The organism is Synechococcus sp. CBW1002 (assembly GCF_015840915.1).
GTDB lineage: Bacteria > Cyanobacteriota > Cyanobacteriia > PCC-6307 > Cyanobiaceae > CBW1002.
This window is the reverse complement of the sequence record NZ_CP060398.1, coordinates 3,194,780-3,213,335: the sequence shown is the minus strand read 5'-3', so window position 1 is coordinate 3,213,335 and position 18,556 is coordinate 3,194,780. Positions and strand designations below refer to the sequence as shown.

Below are 18,556 nucleotides of genomic sequence, written 5' to 3'. Positions count from 1 at the left end.
TCTTCAGTGGCCCAGCGCATGCGTTCGTCTCAGCTGGATCTCACGTCCCAGCTTGGCAGCCGCCTCCGTCATCAGAAGCCGGCTGCTGACGTACCCCGCGACCGCCTGAGCGAAGAGGGTCTGCCGGCAGACCTGACCTATCAGCTGGTGCACGACCATCTGATGCTGGATGGCAATGCACGGCTGAATCTGGCCACCTTTGTGGGCACCTGGATGGAGCCCGAGGCGCGGCGCCTGATGGAGGAATGCGCCGACAAGAACATGATCGACAAGGATGAATATCCCCAGACCGCTGAACTCGAGGAGCGTTGTCTGAAGATTCTGGCCGATCTCTGGCATGCGCCCGATCCTGATCAAGCGATTGGTACCTCCACCACAGGCTCCAGTGAAGGCTGCATGCTGGGGGGACTGGCTCTAAAGTGGCGCTGGCGGGAGCGTCGCCGGGGAGCTGGTCTGGACGCCTCGCGCCCCAACCTGGTGATGGGGATCAACACCCAGATCTGCTGGGAGAAGTTCTGCACCTATTTCGATGTGGAGCCGCGGCTGGTGCCCCTGGAGCAGAACCGGTTGCACCTCACTCCCGAGGAAGCCCTGAAGCAATGCGACGAGAACACCATCGGTGTGGTCGGCATCGTGGGCAGCACGTTCGATGGAAGTTATGAACCCATTGACGCCCTGCAGACCGCTCTCGATGCTCTGCACCAGCGCAGCGGTCTTGACATTCCGATCCATGTGGATGCGGCGTCCGGTGGTTTCGTGGCTCCGTTCAATTCGCCGGATTGGGCGTGGGACTTCCGCCTCTCGCGGGTGGTTTCGATCAGCTCCAGTGGCCACAAGTATGGGGGGGTGTTGCCCGGGGTGGGCTGGGTGCTGTGGCGCAGTGGTGACCATCTGCCGGAAGACCTGCGCTTCAATGTGAATTACCTCGGCGGCGAGATGCCCACGATCGGGCTCAACTTCTCGCGCTCAGGCGCCCAGGTGGTGGGTCAATACTTCAACTTCCTGCATCTGGGGCGACAGGGGTACAGCCAGCGGATGGCCTCTCTCGAAGCGATTGCCTGTCACCTGGCCGATGGCCTGGCAGCGATGGAACCCCTGAGGCTGGTGAGCCATCCCCGCGGCCAGCTGCCCGTGTTCGCGGTGGAGTGTGATCCGAGCATCAAGAACTGGACGGTCTTTCACCTTTCAAAAATGATGCGCTCTCGTGGATGGCAGGTGCCTGCTTATACACTTCCGGCCAACCTGCAAGACCGTGCCGTGCTGCGTTTCGTGATTCGAGCCGGCTTCAATCAAGACATGGCCGACCAGTTACTGGCAGACGTGCAACGGAACCTTGCCTGGCTGGCCACGGCTGAAACACCGCTGCCATCTTCCAGCGACGAACTTGGTTTCCGGCATTGATCAGGAGTGAGTCCCGATGAAGTTCAAGGATTATTACGAGATTCTCGGCGTCGAGCGTGGGGCCAGCGAGGACGAGATCAAACAGGCCTATCGCCGACTGGCCCGCAAATTTCACCCGGACATTTCCAAGGAAAAGGGAGCCGAAGAGCGGTTCAAGGAGATCAGTGAGGCCAACCAGACCCTCTCCGACCCGGAAAAGCGCCGGGCCTACGACGAACTGGGTCGCCATCGCCCCGGTGAAGACTTCCGACCATCACCAGACTGGGATACCCGCTTCTGGCAGGGCCAGGCCGGCGAGGAGGTGGATCTGGCCGATCTGTTCGAGCAGATGGGCTTCCGTTCGGCGCAGCGGCGACACCAGGGGGGGCCTGGCTTTCCGATCCGCGGTCAGGATGTGGAGGCTGTGGCCAACCTCAGCCTTGAAGAGGTGTGCCATGGCACCCAGGTGACCCTGGAGCGGAAGGAGCCTCGCCTGCGCCCCGACGGGACCATGGAGCGTGCCTCGACCACGGTGCGCATTCGGGTGCCGAAGGGAGTGATCGATGGAGAGCGGTTGCGGATTCCCGGGCGGGGCCTGGCAGGCAGTGGCGGCGGGCCGGCGGGAGACGTCTATCTCGACATCCACCTCCAGCCCCATCCACTTTTTCGCGCCGTGGGGCATGACCTCTACCTCGAGCTGCCGGTGACCCCATGGGAAGCGGCCCTGGGTGGAGAGATCGAGGTCCCAACCCTTGATGGCCAGGTGCGTGTCACGGTGAAGGAGGGCGCTCAGGCCGGCCAGAAGCTTCGCCTGACCGGCAAGGGGCTGCCAAAGCGCAAGGAGGGGGCGGGCGATCTCTATTGCGTGCTGCAGATCGTGATGCCGAAGCAGATCGACGACCGCGAACGGGAGCTCTATCGTGAGCTGGCTGCTGCCACCTCCTTCAACCCGCGCACCTCATTCCCTGGAGCTACGACCCATGGCTGATGACCTGTTGATTCCGGTGGAGAGCGAAAGCCGAGTCGAGCTGGAGGAGTTACTGGCGGCCTCAGGCCTGGAGCATGGGGAAGTGGTGGAGTTGGTGCAGTTCGGTGTTTTCGAAACCAGAGTGAGTGCGTCGGGTTGGAGCTTTCATTCCTGCACGATTCACCAGGCGCGTCGTGCCGCAGACCTGCGCAATACGTTTGGCCTCAACCCCCCCGGCATGGCCCTTGCCCTCACTTACCTGGAAAAGATCGAGGCCTTGGAACACCGCCTGCGGGAGCTGGAATGTCTGCTTCCTCGCTGAGTCTGCTGAATGCGGCCTTCACGCGACTGAAAGGCTTGGCATTGGTTGCGAGAGCTGATCTAAATTAGGAAATCCTTCATGATGGCCATGAATTCGTCAGACCTCTCCCCGATTCAATCCAGCTCGCGGCAGTTTGTTGGTAGCCACCTCAGCGTGCGGAATGTCAGTGATCTTTCGCTTTATGAGGATCACTCTGTCATCATTCAGAAGCTCTGCAAAGAGCTTGGTTTTGAGAAACCTGCCACGGCGATGGCCTGGGTGTTTGACCAGCTGGAGCAGTCGAAGGATCTGCAGAAAGCCATCTTTGACCTGCTGAATGATTAACAATCTACCAGGCAAGCAGACGGCAAATTCAAGAATTTCGTTGGCAGGCCAGCGGTCTCAGAATCGTGATGTGACGGACAGGAACCGCAAACAACTCTTTTCAGATCCTGGCGACCAAGCAGAACCTGCCGGCCCATCAGCGCATTTCAATGGCGTTGAGCCGATCACGGAAGGACTGCCCGGCATCTGAGGAGGTCAGGCTTGCGCCACCACTGTCCATACGGGCCTGGGGGCGACGGATTCGGCCCTGGCTCTGACCGCCCCGACGGACGGCCACCGTGCGGATCACGGCTTTGCCCCGTCCGGCTCCAGCGGCGGGATCGGTCTCCACCTGCCGCTCCAGGGGATGGGCCTGCAGTTCGCTGCGCAGCTGGTTCAGCAGCCGGAAATGACCGGTGGTGCTGAATTTACGGAGGATCAGGGGATCCCAGCCCATGGGGTCATCGCGTCTTGTAGCACCAGCCTATGGCGGCGCCGCTAGGCCCTGCTTCGCCGAGGCACGCGAGATCCGTGATAAATTGTTGAAGTCCAACTGGAAGCCGATACGACTTCGCATTGGGACAGGCCCGAGGTCGGGATTTTGGGACCGCGCTTCGAGTCTGTTCGCTTCTGCCAGCTGGACTTTCAATCCTTCTGATTCCCACTTCGCTTCCGCCATGTCCCGGCTCGTCGGTCTGCCCGCTCCTGATTTCACAGCCACCGCCGTGATCGACCAGGAGTTCCAGGAGGTCACCTTGTCCCAGTACCGCGGCAAGTACGTGGTGCTCTTCTTCTACCCGCTCGACTTCACCTTCGTGTGCCCCACGGAGATCACCGCCTTCTCTGACAGTTACGGCGAATTCTCCAGCCGCAACTGCGAAGTTCTGGGTGTTTCGGTCGACAGTCAGTTCAGCCACCTGGCCTGGATTCAGACCGAGCGCAAGAGCGGCGGCATCGGCGATATCGCCTACCCCCTGGTGGCAGACCTCAAAAAGGACATCGCCCGCGCCTACGAGGTGCTGGATGAAGAGGCTGGCGTGGCCCTGCGGGGTCTGTTCATCATCGATCCCGATGGTGTGATCATGCAAAGCACGATCAACAACCTGCCCGTGGGCCGCAGCGTCGATGAAACCCTGCGCCTGCTGCAGGCCTTCCAGCACATCCGCAACAATCCGGATGAAGTCTGCCCCGCTAACTGGACCCCTGGCGATAAGACCATGAATCCGGATCCCGTCAAGAGCAAGGACTTCTTTGCGGCTGTGAACTGATCGCAACTCAGCAGATCAGGCAGCTTCTCTCCTGGTGGCAGCTTAACTTTGCCCCACATTGCTGATTTCATCAGCTACTCGTCGTTTGTTTTCAAGGTTTTGGGCCCGAAAGGGCCCTTTTTCATGTCTGGCGTCCAGACCTGGCGCCGCAGCGCTGCTTCACAGCAGCGTCAGGGTTCCGGCGCCGCCGTCCAGTCGGGCCCGATGGCCCAGTGGGAGGGCCAGATTCGGCCTGCCATGCCCCACGGGCAATCGACCCACCAGGGGGATGCCCAGATCACCGAGGCGCTCCCGCAGCACCTCCTCCATCGAGAGATCGCCAGGCATCACGTCGTCTGGCGTCCACTGGAAGCGGCCCAGTCCGATCCCGGTCACCCCTGCCAGCAGCCCGGCGCTCCTCCATTGGGTGAGCATCCGATCCACCCGGTAGGGGGCCTCACCCACATCCTCAAAGACCACAATCCGCCCCCGCAGATCCGGCAACCAAGCGGTGCCGATCAGATGCGTCGCCACCGTGAGGTTGGTCACCACCAGGGGCCCTTCCGTGATGCCGCTGCGCCAGCCCTGTCCCTGGAGGGGGTCGACCGGCTGGCGCCGCAGCAGGTGCACCAGCCGCTGCCATTGGCCGGCGTCGCCGTGCAGGCCCCCATGGATCGCGCCGCCCAGACCAGCCGCGCACTGGGCCAGCAGCAAGGCGCTGGCATCGGAGAAGCCCATCAGCCAGATCGGCCGAGGCGGCGGTTGCCAGCCACTCTCGAGCAGCCGGGCACTGCCCCAGCCGGCTGTGACGGCCAGTACGCCCTCCGCCCGTTGGTCACCGATCGCCTGCTCCCAGGCCAGGCAGCGTTGGCGGTCTGTACCCGAGAACCAGTGCCAGCGCTGACGGGTCGCTGGCGGCACCAGCAGCTCCCAGCCGGCGCTCGCGATTCGCGCTTCCAGGCTGGTCTGTTCCGATTCGGGATCCTCCCACCAGGTGCCGGGTGCGATCGCCACCAGCCGGCTGCCGGCCGTCAGGGGCGGTGGCATGGGCAGGGCCGGAGCCTGCCCGGCGGGTCCTTGGGAAAGGGCATCTGCTGGGCCAACCCCTGCCGCTCGGACCGCCGCCGCCATCCCAACACCACCAGCCCCCCCCAGCGCAGCCAGAAAGGAACGGCGGTGCAACGTCATCTGCAGACGGGCTGGCTCAGGAGCCCACCGCCTCCAGCAGGCGCCGTCCATCCATGCCGCCGGTGACGGGATCGCAGGCCCGTTCCGGGTGGGGCATCAGACCAAGCACATTGCCACCGGCATTCGTAAGGCCGGCCACGTTGCCCACGGAGCCGTTGGGGTTGTCGGCATAGCGCAACACCACGCAGCCCTGATCCTCCAGCTGCTTCAACCGCTCGGGTTCCACCTGATAACGACCTTCACCGTGGGCAATCGGCAGGGTGATGCTCTCACCGGCTCCATAGCCGCCGAGCCAGCGGCAGTGACCCGGTTGCACCTCCAGGCGGCTGGGTTCACAGAGGAAGTGCAGCTTCTCGTTGCGGGTGAGCGCCCCAGGCAGCAGGCCCAGTTCCGTCAACACCTGAAAGCCATTGCAGATGCCCAGCACCGGTCCGCCCCGCTCCGCGAAGGCGAGCACCTCCTGCAGCACCGGCGCGAACCGGGCGATGGCGCCGCAGCGCAGGTAGTCGCCATAGCTGAAGCCTCCGGGCAGCACCACCGCCTCCAGCCCGGCGAGATCGCGCTCCTCATGCCAGAGGAAACGGGTGGAGCGACCCAGGCAGCCCTCCATGGCCCAGCGCACATCCCGGTCGCAGTTGGAACCGGGGAACACCACGATGCCGATGGTCATGAGGGGGAAGTGGGGTGCGGGTACTGCGAGTGGGTGAAGCCGAGCCTGGTCCGAAGCGCTTTGGAGCCGCCTGGATCAACCGAGCTCCTGCAGGTCGAGGGTCCAGTTCTCGATCACCGGGTTGGCCAGCAGCCGATCGCTGAGCAGTTCAGCCTGGGCCTGGGCCGTGGCGCGGTCCGGCGCCTCCAGCTCCAGTTCGATCGCCTTGCCGATCCGCAACCGCGTCACCCCATCGACCCCCAGGCGGGCAGCGGCGGCCCGGGTGGCTTCGCCGGCCGGATCGAGCACCGAGGGGCGCAGGGACACCTGAACGCGAGCGCTGTAGAGGGGCACCGGGGCTGTCGGAGATTTGTTAAATCTTGGCAGCCCATCGCCCCCTTGACAGCCGCGGTAGTCAGCTTGAAGGGGTACCAGCTGCCCTGCCGTGCTGCCCGTGTCTCCATCGCTGGATCTGTGGCAACCGGTGGTGATGCTGGCGCTGTTGCTTGGACCGATCGCTGCACTGCCGGCCCAGGCGGATCCTGGCGGCTCCGATCCGGAACCAAGCTCCAGCTCTCCGATCGTGAGTCTTGATTGCCGCCTGGCCGATGGGCCCTGGCAACCCTGCGCGATGACGGTGATGAGCATCGGTGAGCGCTGGCAGCTGCAGGTGGGTGAGCGCCGCTACGACTTCCAGCACGACGGATCCGGCAGCGTGCGCATGCGCCAGGACCAGGCCGCTGGAGGCTGGCGCGAGGTGGAGAGCACCTGGAGCGCCGATGCTTCCCTCTGCTGGGATGGACTCTGCGCCCGAGGTGATATCCCCCTCGACTGAATCACCGTTAAGAGTTTGCGGAAAAACCGCCTGAGAAGCAGCGTTTTTCCCTCCTGAGAGCTGGTGCAGCTCATTTCGGTCTGGTTTTCAGAGTTTCAGCGGCTCAGAGCTCCCCTTTTGGTGTGTTTTGCCCCTTTGGGGCTCCCTGATCACTGCCGTCTGGGCACACTTCTGGGCAACCACCTGTTCACGCCGCCGCCATCGCCGGTTTGAGCAGGTTGCCCAGGCGGATCAGGTTGTAGGCGATCACATTCAGGCCGAACACCGCACTCACCTTCTCGGTGCCGCGCAGCTTGAACTGGCGCAGACCTCCCCACTGTTTGATCCAGCCAAACACCTTCTCGATGCCGCGGCGGGCATGGATCGACTTGGCGTAGCCCACGTGGCGGGTGGTGCGGCCATCGATGGCGGAACCACCAGATCGGGCGGTGTTCTGCACCACGTGCGGCGTCACGCCGATGCGGCGCATCTCGGCGACAAAGCCCCTGGTGTCGTAGTGCTTGTCGGCACCGATGGTTTTCTGGTGGGCACCGGGACGATCCGCGGCCATGGCTTTGGCGGCATCCCGCTCCCCGGTGCCCGTGGCTTGCGTGACCTTGCAATCGACGATCAGGGCATGGCGGTTGTCCATGAGCACATGACCCCGGTAGCTCGGTTGAGCCGGGTGGGCGTTGGATTTCCGGGCCAGCAAGGCGTCGGGATCACTGCCGGAGCGGTGGGTCTTGTTGCTGAGCTTGATGCCTCGGAAATCCCCTTTCGCTCGCTTCTTGCCGGGCTTTGGAGCGCCAAAACCCTCGCCAGGGCCTGACGGCGGTGGCGGCGGATCGTCCTGCCCATCGATCCGCTCCAGTGAGGCATGGGAGGCCCAGGCCTGCAGCAAGGTGCCATCGACGGAGAAGTGCTCGTCACTGAGCAGCGGCTTGACCTCCGGAGCACCCATCAGCTTCTCCAGGAACTTCCCCATCACCTGCTCGTTCAGCAGCCGCTCCCGGTTTTTTGTGAATGTGGTGGGATGCCAGATCGGATCATCTGGGCTCAGCCCCACAAACCAGCGGAACAGCAGGTTGTAGTGGAGCTGCTCGAGCAGCAACCGCTCCGAGCGGATGCCGTAGAACGCCTGCAGCAACGAGGCCAGCAGCAGTTGCTCCGGCGGCACTGATGGCCGGCCTTCTGCGGCGTACAGATCACAGAAGGTGGGATTGAGGCGATCGAGGGCCTGATCGGCCAGCTTGCGGATCCGCCGCAGCGGATGGCCGGCCGGGATCCGATCCTCAATCGACACGTAGGAGAACAGGGAGCCGCTGCGCTCCCGTTGACCTCGCATCTGGGCTGGACAGCTGGCCCATTCTCGCAGAGATGGCCGGGTTTTTCAGCAAACTCTTAAGGTGCAGGGGCAGAGTCGAGTGCATCGAGCAGGCAGACCTTGCAGGCCTCCGCGTCGAGACCCAGCCCCAGGGCCACCAGTTCAAGCCCAGGCTCGCCGGCCAGCTGGCTGGAGGGGGCGGTTTCGTACCAGCACTCCAGACGCGGACCCACGGCCTGAATCTGCAGGGGGCGTGGTCGGCCCTGCTGCCACAACCAACCCTTGAGCCGGATCAGCCCCTGGCGCTGGATCAGCTCAGCGATGGCTGGCTCCACCTGCTGACGCGACCAGTCGCCGGCCAGGCGCAACACCGCCGATCCCATCGCCACGTGGGCGTGGTCGTGGTGTTGATCGTGGTCGTCGGGATGGTGGTCGTGGTCGTCGTCGAGGTGCTCGCCGTGCTGATGAGCGTCAGCCTCGTCTGGCCGGCGGAGCTGCAGCACCAGCTCCGGGCTGATGTCACCCCGCTGCATCGGCAGAACGGCCGTGGCGCTGCGCAGGCGTGGATGGAGCTGCTGGCGCAGGCGATCGAGATCGTCTGGGCTGATGCGATCGGCTCTGCTGATCAGCACCAGATCCGCCGCCTCGAGCTGGTCTTCGAACAGGTCCTCGATCGCCGTGGCGTGATCCAGGCTCGGATCCGCCAGGCGTTGCGCCTCCAGCACAGCCGGATCCGCCACCACATGGCCAGCCGCCAGCGCTTCACCATCCACCACGGTGACCACGGCATGGACCCGCGTGCGGGTGCGGATCTCAGGCCAGCGGAAGGCATCCACCAACGGAGCCGGCAGGGCGAGGCCACTGGTTTCGACGACGATGCCGTCGAGCTGGTCCGAGCGCTCCAGCAGCCGCGTCATGGTGGGCAGGAAGTCGTCCTGCACGGTGCAGCAGAGGCAGCCGTTGGTCAGTTCCACCAACCGGCCTTCGGCTTCCTCTTCCGGGCAGAAGCCGCAATCGCGCAGCAGCGATCCATCGATGCCCACATCACCGAATTCGTTAACGAGAACGGCGAGACGCTGACCGCTGTTCAGAAGCAGATGGCGCAGCAGGGTGGTCTTGCCGGCGCCAAGAAAGCCGGTCACCACCGTGACTGGAAGGCGGGAATTCAAGGGGGCCATGGTTGGGTTCAGCCCACCAGGCTCGACCAGGCCCAGGCGCCACCGCAGCCGATCAGCCCGGCCGCAATCAGGCGCTGGCGGGTCGGGGTGAGGCTGGCAGCGGCCCGGCGCATCGCCCAGAGCGACACCAGCAGCAGAGCCATCTGACTGAGCATCAGGCCGATCAGATAGCTGCCGGTCGGACCGGCCGTCCAACCCAGAACGGCATCACTCAGCACGTAGCCATGCAAGGCAAAGGCAGGCACCAGAACCCATCGGGGCAGCCTGTCGAGCAGAACCAGGCCCACCAGGGTGAGGGTGAACGCCACGGCTGCTTCGGCTCCGGGCAGGTTGGGCAAGGCCAGCCCCAGAGCACTGCCACCCAGACCGGTGGCCAGCAGGGCCACCATCCAGGTGGCACGCTGCTGCAGCCCCACCAGCGACAGGGCCAGCAGGAAGAGCAGATGGTCGGGACCCAGAAGCGGATGGGCCAGGCCGCTGATCAGTCCATGGATCGGCGTGGGCTTCAGCCCCATCAGCTCCATGGCATGGTGCGCCTGTGCCGGCCCCGACAGCAACAGACCAGCCAGGAGAAGGATCGGCAGGCCACAGAGCGGCAGGAGACTGGAGCGAAGACGTCGGACTGGGGCAACAGATTCCGGGGGCTGTGGCGTGCGAAGCCAGAGGGGGCCGGAGCCCTCCTGGGAACCAGGGAAAGACATGCAGGGGTCCGGTCCGCGCCGGGATCGAGAGAGCAACCGGTGGGCGTTCTGGCTGGGCTCCAGGACTGGAGCCATCACAGCTGCGGGACAGCGCCGGATTTTCACCGGACTTTCCCCGTTACCTCCGGAGGCTGTTCCCCTCCGAAACCGGAGCTCGAATCTATGCGGTCAGACAAGCAGCGGGCTTTGCAGCGGTCGCCATGGCAATCCAACGCATCAAGGGATTCGTCTCACCTGGGCTTGGTCGGCTTCGGTCTGGTTGGCCATAGCTCGACTGGCCTCGGCTAGGTTTGCTCAGCGGCAACCCAGGCTTTCGGCTGTGCTGACGCCTGTGACTGGATTGGAGCCGCTGGCTCGCTTGCAGAGGGCCTTCTGTTCGGTCAGATCCAGCACCGCATCGCTGAAATCGGCGCCGCTGATCTCGGCATCGCGGAAGCGGCTCTGCATCAGCATGGCGTTGCGCAGCCGGGCGTCCCGCAGATCGGCACCATCAAACCGACTGGCGTAGGCCACCACATCGCCCAGGTCGGCCCCCTGCAGATTGGCGCCGCGCAGGTTGCTGGAATTGAACACGGCACCCCGCAGATCGGTGTCGCTGAGGTCGTAGCCCTGCAGCTCGGCCTTGAGAAATTCCTGCTGCTTCAGGTCGCGGCCGTGCATGTCCGGTTGCAGGTCCTGGACGGACCGTTGGCCGCGCAGCTCCGGCGCCGTGATCGCCCCAGCTGGAAGGGCTCCGCCGAGCCAGGCGGGTCCGGCGAGCAGCACGGACGTGCTCAGCAGCAGAGCGAGTGGGGCCTTCCTGCTGAGCATCCAGCCGCCACAACGGGCCAGGAACCGCAGACAACGGCGGAGCATCACGGCGCGGGTACGGTGGCCCTTCAAGTTATGCCAAGGGGTTCGCCAGCGCGAGCACCCCTGGCAACGGCCTCCTGTTCATGAGCATGTCCCTGCGGGTGGTGGTGCCACCCCATCCCCTGATCGGCCACTGGCTCACGTTGCTGCGCGATGCCCAGACCCCGCCCGCCCTCTTTGCCACCGGCATGGCCGAGCTGGGACGCTGGCTCACCTACGAAGCCCTGCGCGACTGGTTGCCCCATCAGCGGGTGACCGTCCAGACCGACCTGGCCTCGACCGAAGGCACGGTGGTGGATGCCTCGGTGCCGGTGCTGGTGGTGCCGATGCTGCGGGGCGGGCTGGGGCTCTGGCAGGGAGGCCAGACCGTGCTGCCCGTCGCCACGGTGGCCCATGTGGCAGTGCAACCCACCGGCTCCGGCGATCTGTTCTGGGCACTCGACGCCCTGCCCGCGGTGATCGCTTCCCGGGTGGGGGTGCTGGTCTACGCCCCGGAAATCGGCGATGGGCGCGACCTGATCGCCGTGCTGCAGCGCCTGCAGCAGCGGGGCGTGGAGGGCCAGCGGCTGCGGGTGATCTCCACCCTGGCGGCCCGTCCCGGTCTGAGTGCCATCGCTGAAGCTTTCCCGGATCTCACCATCTATTGCGCCTGCATCGACGCTGAGCTGGATCCGGCCGGCAGGCTCTCACCGGGAATCGGCGACGTTGTCCTTCGCTTATTCGGCAGTCTCGGGGCTGCTGCCTAGGCTCAGGTTTGTCGCTCCCGTACCGGAAGAGCCCATGTCCACCTCTCGCCGTTCCTCGGGTCCGGATGCAGGCGGCAACCCTGGCTATGGCAGAAGCAGTCTGGTGCTCAGCGCCTTCGCCGGTGCGGCACTGGGGGCGGCAGGACTGGGCTGGTGGCTGCTCAATCAAGCGGATCGCCGCCGCCAGCGACTGCGGCAGGAGCGACTGCTGCGCCTCTCACGCCTGCAGGGCGCTGGAGCCGGGGACAGCGGATCTTCGGATGAGGGCCTGACCTCCAGACCAGGCGATGGCAGCCCCAGCGAGGCCCAGTTGCACGACAAGGTGCAGCAGCTCAACCAGGCCATTGAAGATGTGCGGCGACAGCTCGAAAGCCTCACCACCAACGGTAATCGTGCTGTGAATCGGGCTTCCAACGGAGACAGCTGAGCCGGATCGGTAGGTTGCTCTCACAGCCAGTTCCGCTCGCCCGCCATGCTCCGCTCCGCTGCCATCACCCAGGGCATCCAGCGTTCACCCAACCGGGCCATGTTGCGGGCCGTTGGTTTTGGAGACGGCGACTTCAACAAACCGATCATCGGCATCGCCAACGGCTACAGCACGATCACGCCCTGCAATCTGGGGCTGAACGATCTCACCCGTTGCGCCGAGCAGGCTGCCCATGCCGCCGGGGCCATGCCCCAGACCTTCGGCACGATCACGGTGAGCGATGGCATCTCGATGGGTACCGAGGGGATGAAATATTCCCTGGTCAGCCGGGAGGTGATCGCCGATTCGATCGAAACCGCCTGCAACGCCCAGAGCATGGACGGGCTGCTGGCGATCGGTGGCTGCGACAAGAACATGCCAGGCGCCATGCTGGCCATGGCCCGCATGAACATTCCGGCCATCTTTGTGTATGGCGGCACCATCAAGCCCGGCAAGCTCGGCCCCTGCGATCTCACCGTGGTGAGTGCGTTTGAGGCGGTGGGTCAGTTCTCCGGCGGACGCATCGCCGAGGAGGAACTGGTGGCGATCGAGAAGAACGCCTGCCCGGGTGCTGGAAGCTGCGGCGGCATGTTCACCGCCAACACGATGAGCTCCGCATTTGAGGCGATGGGGCTGAGCCTTCCCTACAGCTCCACCATGGCGGCCGAAGATCCGGAGAAAGCCGAGAGTGCGGCCCGATCAGCCGAGGTGCTGGTGGAGGCGATCGCCAACAACATCCGCCCGCGCGACCTGCTCACCCGCGAGGCCTTTGAGAATGCGATCAGTGTGATCATGGCGGTGGGCGGCTCCACCAATTCAGTGCTGCACCTGCTGGCGATCGCCCGCACGGCCGGCGTGGAACTCTCGATCGATGATTTCGAGCAGATCCGCCAGCGGGTGCCGGTGATCTGCGATCTCAAACCCAGCGGCCGCTATGTCACGGTGAATCTGCACCAAGCCGGAGGCATTCCCCAGGTGATGAAGCTGCTGCTGGATGCCGGCCTGCTGCATGGCGATTGCCGCACGATCGAAGGCAAGACCCTGCGGGAGGTGCTGGCCGACGTTCCCAGCCAGCCCCCCGCCGATCAGGACGTGATCCGTCCCCTCTCCAACCCTCTCTATGCGAAGGGACACCTGGCCATCCTCAAGGGAAACCTGGCTCAGGAGGGTGCGGTGGCCAAGATCTCAGGAGTGAAGACCCCGGTGATCACTGGCCCGGCCCGGGTCTACGAAAGTGAGGAAGCCGCCTTGGCCGCCATCCTCGATGGCCAGATTCAACCCGGCGACGTGGTGGTGGTCCGTTACGAGGGCCCCGTTGGCGGTCCCGGCATGCGCGAGATGCTCAGCCCCACCGCCGCGATCATCGGTCAGGGTCTGGGCGAATCGGTGGCCCTGATCACGGACGGCCGCTTCTCCGGTGGCTCCTACGGCCTCGTGGTGGGTCACGTCGCCCCAGAGGCCGCCGTGGGAGGCACTATCGCTCTGGTGGAGGAGGGCGACAGCATCACCGTGGATGCCAGGCAGCTGTTGCTGCAGCTCAACGTGGATGAGGCCGAACTGCAGCGGCGCCGTGCCGCCTGGGTCAGGCCTGAACCTCGTTACCGCACGGGTGTGCTGGGCAAGTACGCCCGGCTGGTCAGCAGCAGCAGCCTCGGGGCTGTGACCGATCCGGTCTGACCCTTGCGCTCAGCTCCGAGAGTTCAAGCCTGAGGGTCTGCCTTTGAGCCCAGCAGGGCTCGCAACCGCCGGGCCAGGGCCTCAAGCCCTGCGCCGTCGGCGGGCCTCTCACAACGCAGACCGGTGACCCCATCCATCCAGACCGGATGGTTGCCATGCCAGAGCATCGGTCGATCCGGGTCGTGGCGCCAGGCCAGAGTGAGGTTCAGGGTTCCACCACTGCGGTAGAGCTCCAGATCCAGGTCATCGTCTGGCCGACGTTCCCCATCGATCGCCCGTGCCTCCAGGCGCAGGCAGCAGTCGCCCAGGTCTTCGTGCGGCGGACCAGCTACCTGATCAGCCTCGCGATCGAGCAGCACGGCATGGCGCAGGGGCTTGCGGCAGAGGTCGGCGGCGGCAGCCACCAGTTGGGACAGATCGGTGGCCATCGCCTCAGGCCACGGCCCGGATCGCTTCAATCACCAGGTGGATCGGCCCGGCACGGAAGCCACTGTTGGAGCCGCCATCATCGGCGAATCGGGAATGGAGCAGCTGCAGGCGCGTGATCCGGCTGGGATCGAAGCGCAGGGGCAGCCCCAGGGGTCTGGCCCGTACCGATGGCCGCAGATCAGCAAAGGCAATCCTGATCCGGCTGAGCTCACCGGCGGGTTGGGTGGCGAACTCCGCGACCCAGCGCAGACCACCGGGGATCAGCTCCGTCATGCCACCCAGGCCATCGGCGCAGGCAACCGCCAGCTTGTAGCGGCGGCCATCGGCCCTGAGATCCAGTTCAAAGGCCGCGTAGGCCGACAGATCGAGCGGCGGGCCGAACACGGGGGAGCGGCAGCTGATGAAGCCACCGCCCGCTTCGATCACCTCGCCATCGAACACCAGCCCACCGCTGCCCGCCTGAGTGCTGCCGCGGCTCTGGCCCCCCATCACGGTGTCGTTGAGGGCATGCCAGCCGCTGAAGCCATCGCCGGCCACCAGGGTGAGCGACGCGGGCTTTTCGGTGGAGGGGCTGGAAGACGCCATGACGAAGGAACCAGAACTGGCTTCAGCCAATCCTGGCGCCTCTCAGGCAGTCGCCGTGCCGGCGGCAGCGGCATCGGCCAGGATCAGCACCTCAGTGGCCGGACTTACCAGCCGGGCTGGGGTGCGTTCCACGGATTCCTGGGGATCCAGCAAGCGCCGCAGGGCCTCCGCCTTAGTGGCGCCGCTCACCAGAAAGATCACCTGCCGTGCCGCCGAGAGCACCGGGGCTGAAAGGCTGAGGCGCGGCAGCCCTTTGCCTTCGCCGATCGTGACCGGCTTGACCCGCTCCAGGCAGGCTGCCGTCCCAGGAAACAGGGAGGCGGTGTGGCCGTCATCGCCCAGGCCCAGCAGCACCACATCAAAGATGGGGATGGCACCAGGGCTGAGTTGAGCCAGCAGGGCGGTGTAGGCCTCGGCGCAGGCCTCAGCCGAGCCGACCTCGGTGGGAACCGGGTGGAAGCGGGCGCCGTGACCGGGTCCACTCTCCAACAAGGTTTCCCGCAGCATGCGCGCATTGCTGGCCGCAGCATCCGGGGGCACCATCCGCTCATCGCCGAGCAGCACATCCACCCGCTCCCAGGGCAGGTGTTCCTGTCCCAGCAGGGTGTAAGCCGCCCGAGGTGTTTCGCCACCCGCCAGGGCGATCAGGGCGCGGTCGCGTTCGGCCAGTGCCAGATCGAGGCGAGAGGCGATCGTCTCGGCAACACGACGGGCGAGGTCGTCAGCGGAGGAGGTAACGACAAGGCGGTAGGTGGTCATGGCAGGCAGCTCCAGCTCCGGTGCGTGGCGTTCCGTTGTGTTGCCGATGGCTGTGTTGCCGTCGGTTGGCTTGTCTTCAATCGAGCCACTCGGTGTGGAAACTCCCCGGGCGATCCGTGCGCTCGTAGGTATGGGAGCCGAAGCAGTCGCGCATGGCCTGCACCAGGTTCTGGGGCAGGCGGCCGGTGCGATAGCTGTCGATGTAGTCGAGGCTGCTGCTCAGGCAGGGCACCGGAATGCCCGCCAGGGCGGCGCCGGCCACCACCTGGCGCAGGCCCGGCAGGCGGCGGTTCACCTGGTCGGCGAACCAGGGATCGAGCATCAGGTTGGGCAGGTTTGGATCAGTGGCATAGGCATCCTGAATCCGCTGGAGCAGGCGGGCCCGAATAATGCAGCCTCCCTTCCAGATCTGGCCGATGGCCGAGAAATCGAGCTGGTAGTCGTGGATTGTTGAGGCCGCCTGCAGCAGAGCCATGCCCTGGCCGTAGCTCACGATGCAGGCCAGGATGCAGGCATCCCTGAGGGGCTCCATCCCCGAGGCCGGTTCGCCCAGATCAAAGCTGTGGGGTGCCGGTGCCGCCAGCACGGATTCGGCCGCCAGGCGCTCCGGCCTCAGGGAACTCAGCACACGGGCATTGAGAGCCGCGTAGATGGTGGGAACCGGCACCCCCATCTGCAGGGCGCTCTCCACCGTCCAGAGGCCGGTGCCCTTCTGGCCGGCCGCATCGACGATGAACTCCACCAGATCGGCTCCGCTCTCGGGATCCTTGGTGCGCAGGCAGACTTCGGTGATCTCGACCAGGAAGGAAGCGAGCTCCTCCATGCTGTTCCACTGGCCAAGCACGTCGGCCATGGCATCGCCATTGAGGCCGGCCACCCGCTTCATCAGGTCGTAGGCCTCGGCCAGAATCTGCTCGATCCCGTATTCAATGCCGTTGTGGACGGTCTTGACGAAGTGGCCGGCACCGCCGGGCCCGATGTAGGTCACACAGGGGCCGTCTTCAACCTTGGCGGCCATCTTGCGTACCAGGGACTCGATGGCGTCGTAGGCGGCGCGGGTGCCCCCCGGCATCATGCTGGGACCCTCAAGCGCGCCCTTGGCGCCACCGCTCACACCCATGCCGATGTAGCCGAAACTCTTGCTCTCGAGTTCCGCCACCCGGCGTTCTGTGTCGGTGTAGAGGGAATTCCCGCCATCAATCAGCAGGTCGCCTTCCTCAAGCAGCGGTGAAAGCTGGGCGATCATCGCGTCGATCGGTGCCCCCGCCTTGACCATCATCAGGATGCGGCGCGGCCGCTCCAGGGCCGCCACAAACTCTTCGAGGGTGGCGGCGCCCACGATGTCCTTGCCGGCACCGCGGCCGGCCAGAAATTCGTCGGTCTTGGCGGTGGTGCGGTTGTAGACGACGCTGGAGAAGCCATTGCGCTCGGCGTTGAGCACCAGGTTCTCTCCCATCACGCCGAGACCGATGAGGCCGAAATGCGCCTTACTCATGAATTCGAAATTGAGGATCCGGTCGAAAAACCGTAGACCTCAAGTGTGGCCAGGCTCAGGCCCAATGGTCAGGCTTGTCACAGGATTGGGCTGGGATGTCAGCGATTCCTGGCTTGGGCGACTGGTCGCCTGAGCCGCAGAGCGATACAGGCTGGACGGTGATCAGATCACCATGCCATCGGGAATCGTGCCGTTCTTCACAACCACCACAATGCCATTGCGAATATAGAAATTGAGCTCAGGACGATCGGCTTCCTCCACTTGATCCTTATTCACGATCGCCACATTGGAGCCGATCCGCACATTCTTGTCGATGATTGCCCGCTTGATCGTGGTGCCCTTGCCGATACCGATCGGCAGCCCGCCACGTTCCCGAAGCACCAGCCGTTCTTCACTCGATTCAAAATAATCCGATCCCATCACCAGGGTGTCCTGAAGAACCACCTCGTTTTCCACCCGGGTACGAACCCCGAGGACGCAGTGGTGAATGCTGCAGGCTTTCAGCATCGACCCTTCCCCGATGATCGATTGCGTGACCTGAGCATCCCAAAGCTTGCTGGGGGGTAGATAGCGAGGGCGTGTATAGATGGGAAACTTTTCGTCGTAGAATGAAAAGGCAGGATTAGGTTGATCGGTCAGCGCAAGGTTGGCTTCGTAGAAGGCACCGATCGTTCCGATGTCTTCCCAGTAGTCATCAAATAGAAAACTCTGCAGATTGTCGCCCCGCTCCAGGGAAGCCGGAATGATCTCCTTGCCGAAATCCGTGGACTTGGGATGGGATGCCAGCAGATCAAACAGTGTGTCCCGGCTGAACACGTAGATGCCCATCGACGCCAGATGGGGCCGTTTCGCGGCTTCCTCTTCGGAGAGCCCAAGGCTGCGGGTGTCCACTCGCATCGCCTCAAGAGCCTCTCCCTTGGGCTTCTCGCGGAATTCCTGAATCTGCCCGGCTGAATTGGTGCGCATCAGGCCGAAACTTTCGGCGTCTGCCGGATTGACCGGCAGAGCCCCGACAGACAGATCGGCACCGGTATCAATGTGGTGCTGGACAAACTTGCTGTAATCCATCCGGTAGAGCTGGTCACCGGACAGAATCAGGTAGTGATCCACGTCCCATTCCTGGAACAGCCACTGGTATTTGCGCACCGCATCGGCCGTGCCCTCAAACCAGCTGGGGCTGTCTGGGGTCTGCTGAGCAGCCAACACCTCGACAAAACCCTGCCCGAAGCCAGCCGAGAGGTTGTAGCTCATCGTGAGGTGACGATTGAGCGAGGCACTGTTGAACTGGGTCAACACGTAGATCTTGTTGATCTCCGAGTTGATGCAGTTGCTGATCGGGATGTCGATCAGACGGTATTTACCAGCCAGAGGAACAGCAGGCTTGGCCCGCATCTTGGTGAGAGGGTACAGGCGAGTTCCGGCTCCTCCGCCGAGAATAATTGCCAGAACTCGCTTCATGAATCAGCGCCTCTCA

General features: G+C 64.5%; 22 protein-coding genes and 1 riboswitch. Of the genes, 9 read left to right on the top strand and 13 right to left on the bottom strand.

The features are described 5' to 3' along the window. The first annotated feature begins 18 nt into the window (after nucleotides 1–18). The 4 genes from H8F24_RS15820 to H8F24_RS15805 all read left to right on the top strand — a co-directional run bounded on the left by H8F24_RS15820 (nucleotide 19) and on the right by H8F24_RS15805 (nucleotide 2,993). The gene (locus H8F24_RS15820; protein ID WP_197170207.1) at nucleotides 19–1,401 is read left to right on the top strand and encodes a glutamate decarboxylase; all 1,383 of its coding nucleotides are present in this window, start codon (nucleotides 19–21) and stop codon (nucleotides 1,399–1,401) included. A gap of 16 nt (nucleotides 1,402–1,417) precedes the next feature. Further along, on the top strand, nucleotides 1,418–2,368 hold the full coding sequence (locus H8F24_RS15815) for a DnaJ C-terminal domain-containing protein (RefSeq protein ID WP_197155503.1): 951 nt from the start codon (nucleotides 1,418–1,420) through the stop codon (nucleotides 2,366–2,368). Next, nucleotides 2,361–2,669 carry a chaperone modulator CbpM gene (locus tag H8F24_RS15810; RefSeq protein WP_197155494.1) on the top strand — a complete coding sequence of 103 codons (309 nt, stop codon included), beginning with the start codon at nucleotides 2,361–2,363 and terminating at the stop codon, nucleotides 2,667–2,669. The genes H8F24_RS15815 and H8F24_RS15810 overlap by 8 nt, the downstream gene beginning before the upstream one ends. Before the next feature lie 87 nt (nucleotides 2,670–2,756). Next, nucleotides 2,757–2,993: a hypothetical protein gene (locus H8F24_RS15805; RefSeq protein WP_197170206.1), complete on the top strand. Its 237-nt coding sequence runs from the start codon at nucleotides 2,757–2,759 to the stop codon at nucleotides 2,991–2,993. Between the two features lie 136 nt (nucleotides 2,994–3,129). Here H8F24_RS15805 and H8F24_RS15800 read toward each other — a convergent pair whose 3' ends face one another. Continuing rightward, complete coding sequence (locus H8F24_RS15800) at nucleotides 3,130–3,429, bottom strand: hypothetical protein (RefSeq protein WP_197155490.1); 300 nt, start codon at nucleotides 3,427–3,429, stop codon at nucleotides 3,130–3,132. Nucleotides 3,430–3,649: 220 nt separating this feature from the next. Here H8F24_RS15800 and H8F24_RS15795 point away from each other — a divergent pair, with 220 nt between their 5' ends. Next, nucleotides 3,650–4,240 carry a peroxiredoxin gene (locus tag H8F24_RS15795; protein ID WP_197155488.1) on the top strand — a complete coding sequence of 197 codons (591 nt, stop codon included), beginning with the start codon at nucleotides 3,650–3,652 and terminating at the stop codon, nucleotides 4,238–4,240. Nucleotides 4,241–4,399: 159 nt separating this feature from the next. On the opposite strand, the gene H8F24_RS15790 is transcribed toward H8F24_RS15795, so the two are convergent. The 3 genes from H8F24_RS15790 to purS form a co-directional block, all read right to left on the bottom strand. After that, nucleotides 4,400–5,266, bottom strand: a complete 867-nt coding sequence (locus H8F24_RS15790) for an LD-carboxypeptidase (protein WP_231597895.1) — start codon at nucleotides 5,264–5,266, stop codon at nucleotides 4,400–4,402. Nucleotides 5,267–5,423: 157 nt separating this feature from the next. Continuing rightward, nucleotides 5,424–6,077, bottom strand: coding sequence for a phosphoribosylformylglycinamidine synthase subunit PurQ (purQ, locus tag H8F24_RS15785; RefSeq protein WP_197155484.1), 654 nt, complete (start codon nucleotides 6,075–6,077; stop codon nucleotides 5,424–5,426). Between the two features lie 75 nt (nucleotides 6,078–6,152). Continuing rightward, nucleotides 6,153–6,410 (bottom strand): phosphoribosylformylglycinamidine synthase subunit PurS, encoded by a 258-nt coding sequence (purS, locus tag H8F24_RS15780; protein WP_197155482.1) that lies wholly within the window; start codon nucleotides 6,408–6,410, stop codon nucleotides 6,153–6,155. A gap of 100 nt (nucleotides 6,411–6,510) precedes the next feature. Here purS and H8F24_RS15775 point away from each other — a divergent pair, with 100 nt between their 5' ends. Then, nucleotides 6,511–6,891, top strand: a complete 381-nt coding sequence (locus tag H8F24_RS15775; protein ID WP_231597894.1) for a hypothetical protein — start codon at nucleotides 6,511–6,513, stop codon at nucleotides 6,889–6,891. Nucleotides 6,892–7,078: 187 nt separating this feature from the next. Here H8F24_RS15775 and H8F24_RS15770 read toward each other — a convergent pair whose 3' ends face one another. From H8F24_RS15770 to H8F24_RS15755, 4 genes are all read right to left on the bottom strand, one after another. Continuing rightward, nucleotides 7,079–8,215 carry an IS5 family transposase gene (locus H8F24_RS15770; protein ID WP_197169629.1) on the bottom strand — a complete coding sequence of 379 codons (1,137 nt, stop codon included), beginning with the start codon at nucleotides 8,213–8,215 and terminating at the stop codon, nucleotides 7,079–7,081. A 56-nt stretch (nucleotides 8,216–8,271) separates the two neighbouring features. Next, nucleotides 8,272–9,372: a cobalamin biosynthesis protein CobW gene (cobW, locus tag H8F24_RS15765; RefSeq protein ID WP_197170203.1), complete on the bottom strand. Its 1,101-nt coding sequence runs from the start codon at nucleotides 9,370–9,372 to the stop codon at nucleotides 8,272–8,274. Nucleotides 9,373–9,380: 8 nt separating this feature from the next. Then, entirely contained in the window at nucleotides 9,381–10,073 is a 693-nt protein-coding gene (locus H8F24_RS15760; RefSeq protein WP_197170202.1) for a HupE/UreJ family protein, read from the bottom strand. A gap of 20 nt (nucleotides 10,074–10,093) precedes the next feature. Further along, a riboswitch (cobalamin riboswitch) is annotated at nucleotides 10,094–10,240 on the bottom strand. Nucleotides 10,241–10,367: 127 nt separating this feature from the next. Beyond that, a complete protein-coding gene (locus H8F24_RS15755) occupies nucleotides 10,368–10,883 on the bottom strand; it encodes a pentapeptide repeat-containing protein (protein WP_197159267.1) in 516 nt (171 codons plus the stop codon). Between the two features lie 125 nt (nucleotides 10,884–11,008). Here H8F24_RS15755 and upp point away from each other — a divergent pair, with 125 nt between their 5' ends. From upp to ilvD, 3 genes are read left to right on the top strand one after another with little or no spacing between them, the layout of a single operon-like run. After that, nucleotides 11,009–11,671, top strand: a complete 663-nt coding sequence (gene upp, locus H8F24_RS15750) for a uracil phosphoribosyltransferase (protein ID WP_197170201.1) — start codon at nucleotides 11,009–11,011, stop codon at nucleotides 11,669–11,671. A gap of 34 nt (nucleotides 11,672–11,705) precedes the next feature. Beyond that, the gene (locus tag H8F24_RS15745; protein WP_231597892.1) at nucleotides 11,706–12,098 is read left to right on the top strand and encodes a hypothetical protein; all 393 of its coding nucleotides are present in this window, start codon (nucleotides 11,706–11,708) and stop codon (nucleotides 12,096–12,098) included. A 45-nt stretch (nucleotides 12,099–12,143) separates the two neighbouring features. Next, on the top strand, nucleotides 12,144–13,814 hold the full coding sequence (ilvD, locus tag H8F24_RS15740; RefSeq protein WP_197155459.1) for a dihydroxy-acid dehydratase: 1,671 nt from the start codon (nucleotides 12,144–12,146) through the stop codon (nucleotides 13,812–13,814). 23 nt (nucleotides 13,815–13,837) lie between these two features. On the opposite strand, the gene H8F24_RS15735 is transcribed toward ilvD, so the two are convergent. The 5 genes from H8F24_RS15735 to H8F24_RS15715 all read right to left on the bottom strand — a co-directional run bounded on the left by H8F24_RS15735 (nucleotide 13,838) and on the right by H8F24_RS15715 (nucleotide 18,540). Next, nucleotides 13,838–14,242, bottom strand: coding sequence for a hypothetical protein (locus H8F24_RS15735; protein ID WP_197170200.1), 405 nt, complete (start codon nucleotides 14,240–14,242; stop codon nucleotides 13,838–13,840). A gap of 4 nt (nucleotides 14,243–14,246) precedes the next feature. After that, nucleotides 14,247–14,828 (bottom strand): CIA30 family protein, encoded by a 582-nt coding sequence (locus H8F24_RS15730; protein WP_197155455.1) that lies wholly within the window; start codon nucleotides 14,826–14,828, stop codon nucleotides 14,247–14,249. Between the two features lie 42 nt (nucleotides 14,829–14,870). Further along, nucleotides 14,871–15,587, bottom strand: a complete 717-nt coding sequence (gene pgl / locus H8F24_RS15725) for a 6-phosphogluconolactonase (protein ID WP_197155453.1) — start codon at nucleotides 15,585–15,587, stop codon at nucleotides 14,871–14,873. A gap of 76 nt (nucleotides 15,588–15,663) precedes the next feature. Next, nucleotides 15,664–17,082: an NADP-dependent phosphogluconate dehydrogenase gene (gene gndA / locus H8F24_RS15720; RefSeq protein WP_197170199.1), complete on the bottom strand. Its 1,419-nt coding sequence runs from the start codon at nucleotides 17,080–17,082 to the stop codon at nucleotides 15,664–15,666. A gap of 162 nt (nucleotides 17,083–17,244) precedes the next feature. Continuing rightward, the gene (locus H8F24_RS15715; RefSeq protein ID WP_197155443.1) at nucleotides 17,245–18,540 is read right to left on the bottom strand and encodes a glucose-1-phosphate adenylyltransferase; all 1,296 of its coding nucleotides are present in this window, start codon (nucleotides 18,538–18,540) and stop codon (nucleotides 17,245–17,247) included. Nucleotides 18,541–18,556 lie beyond the last annotated feature (16 nt).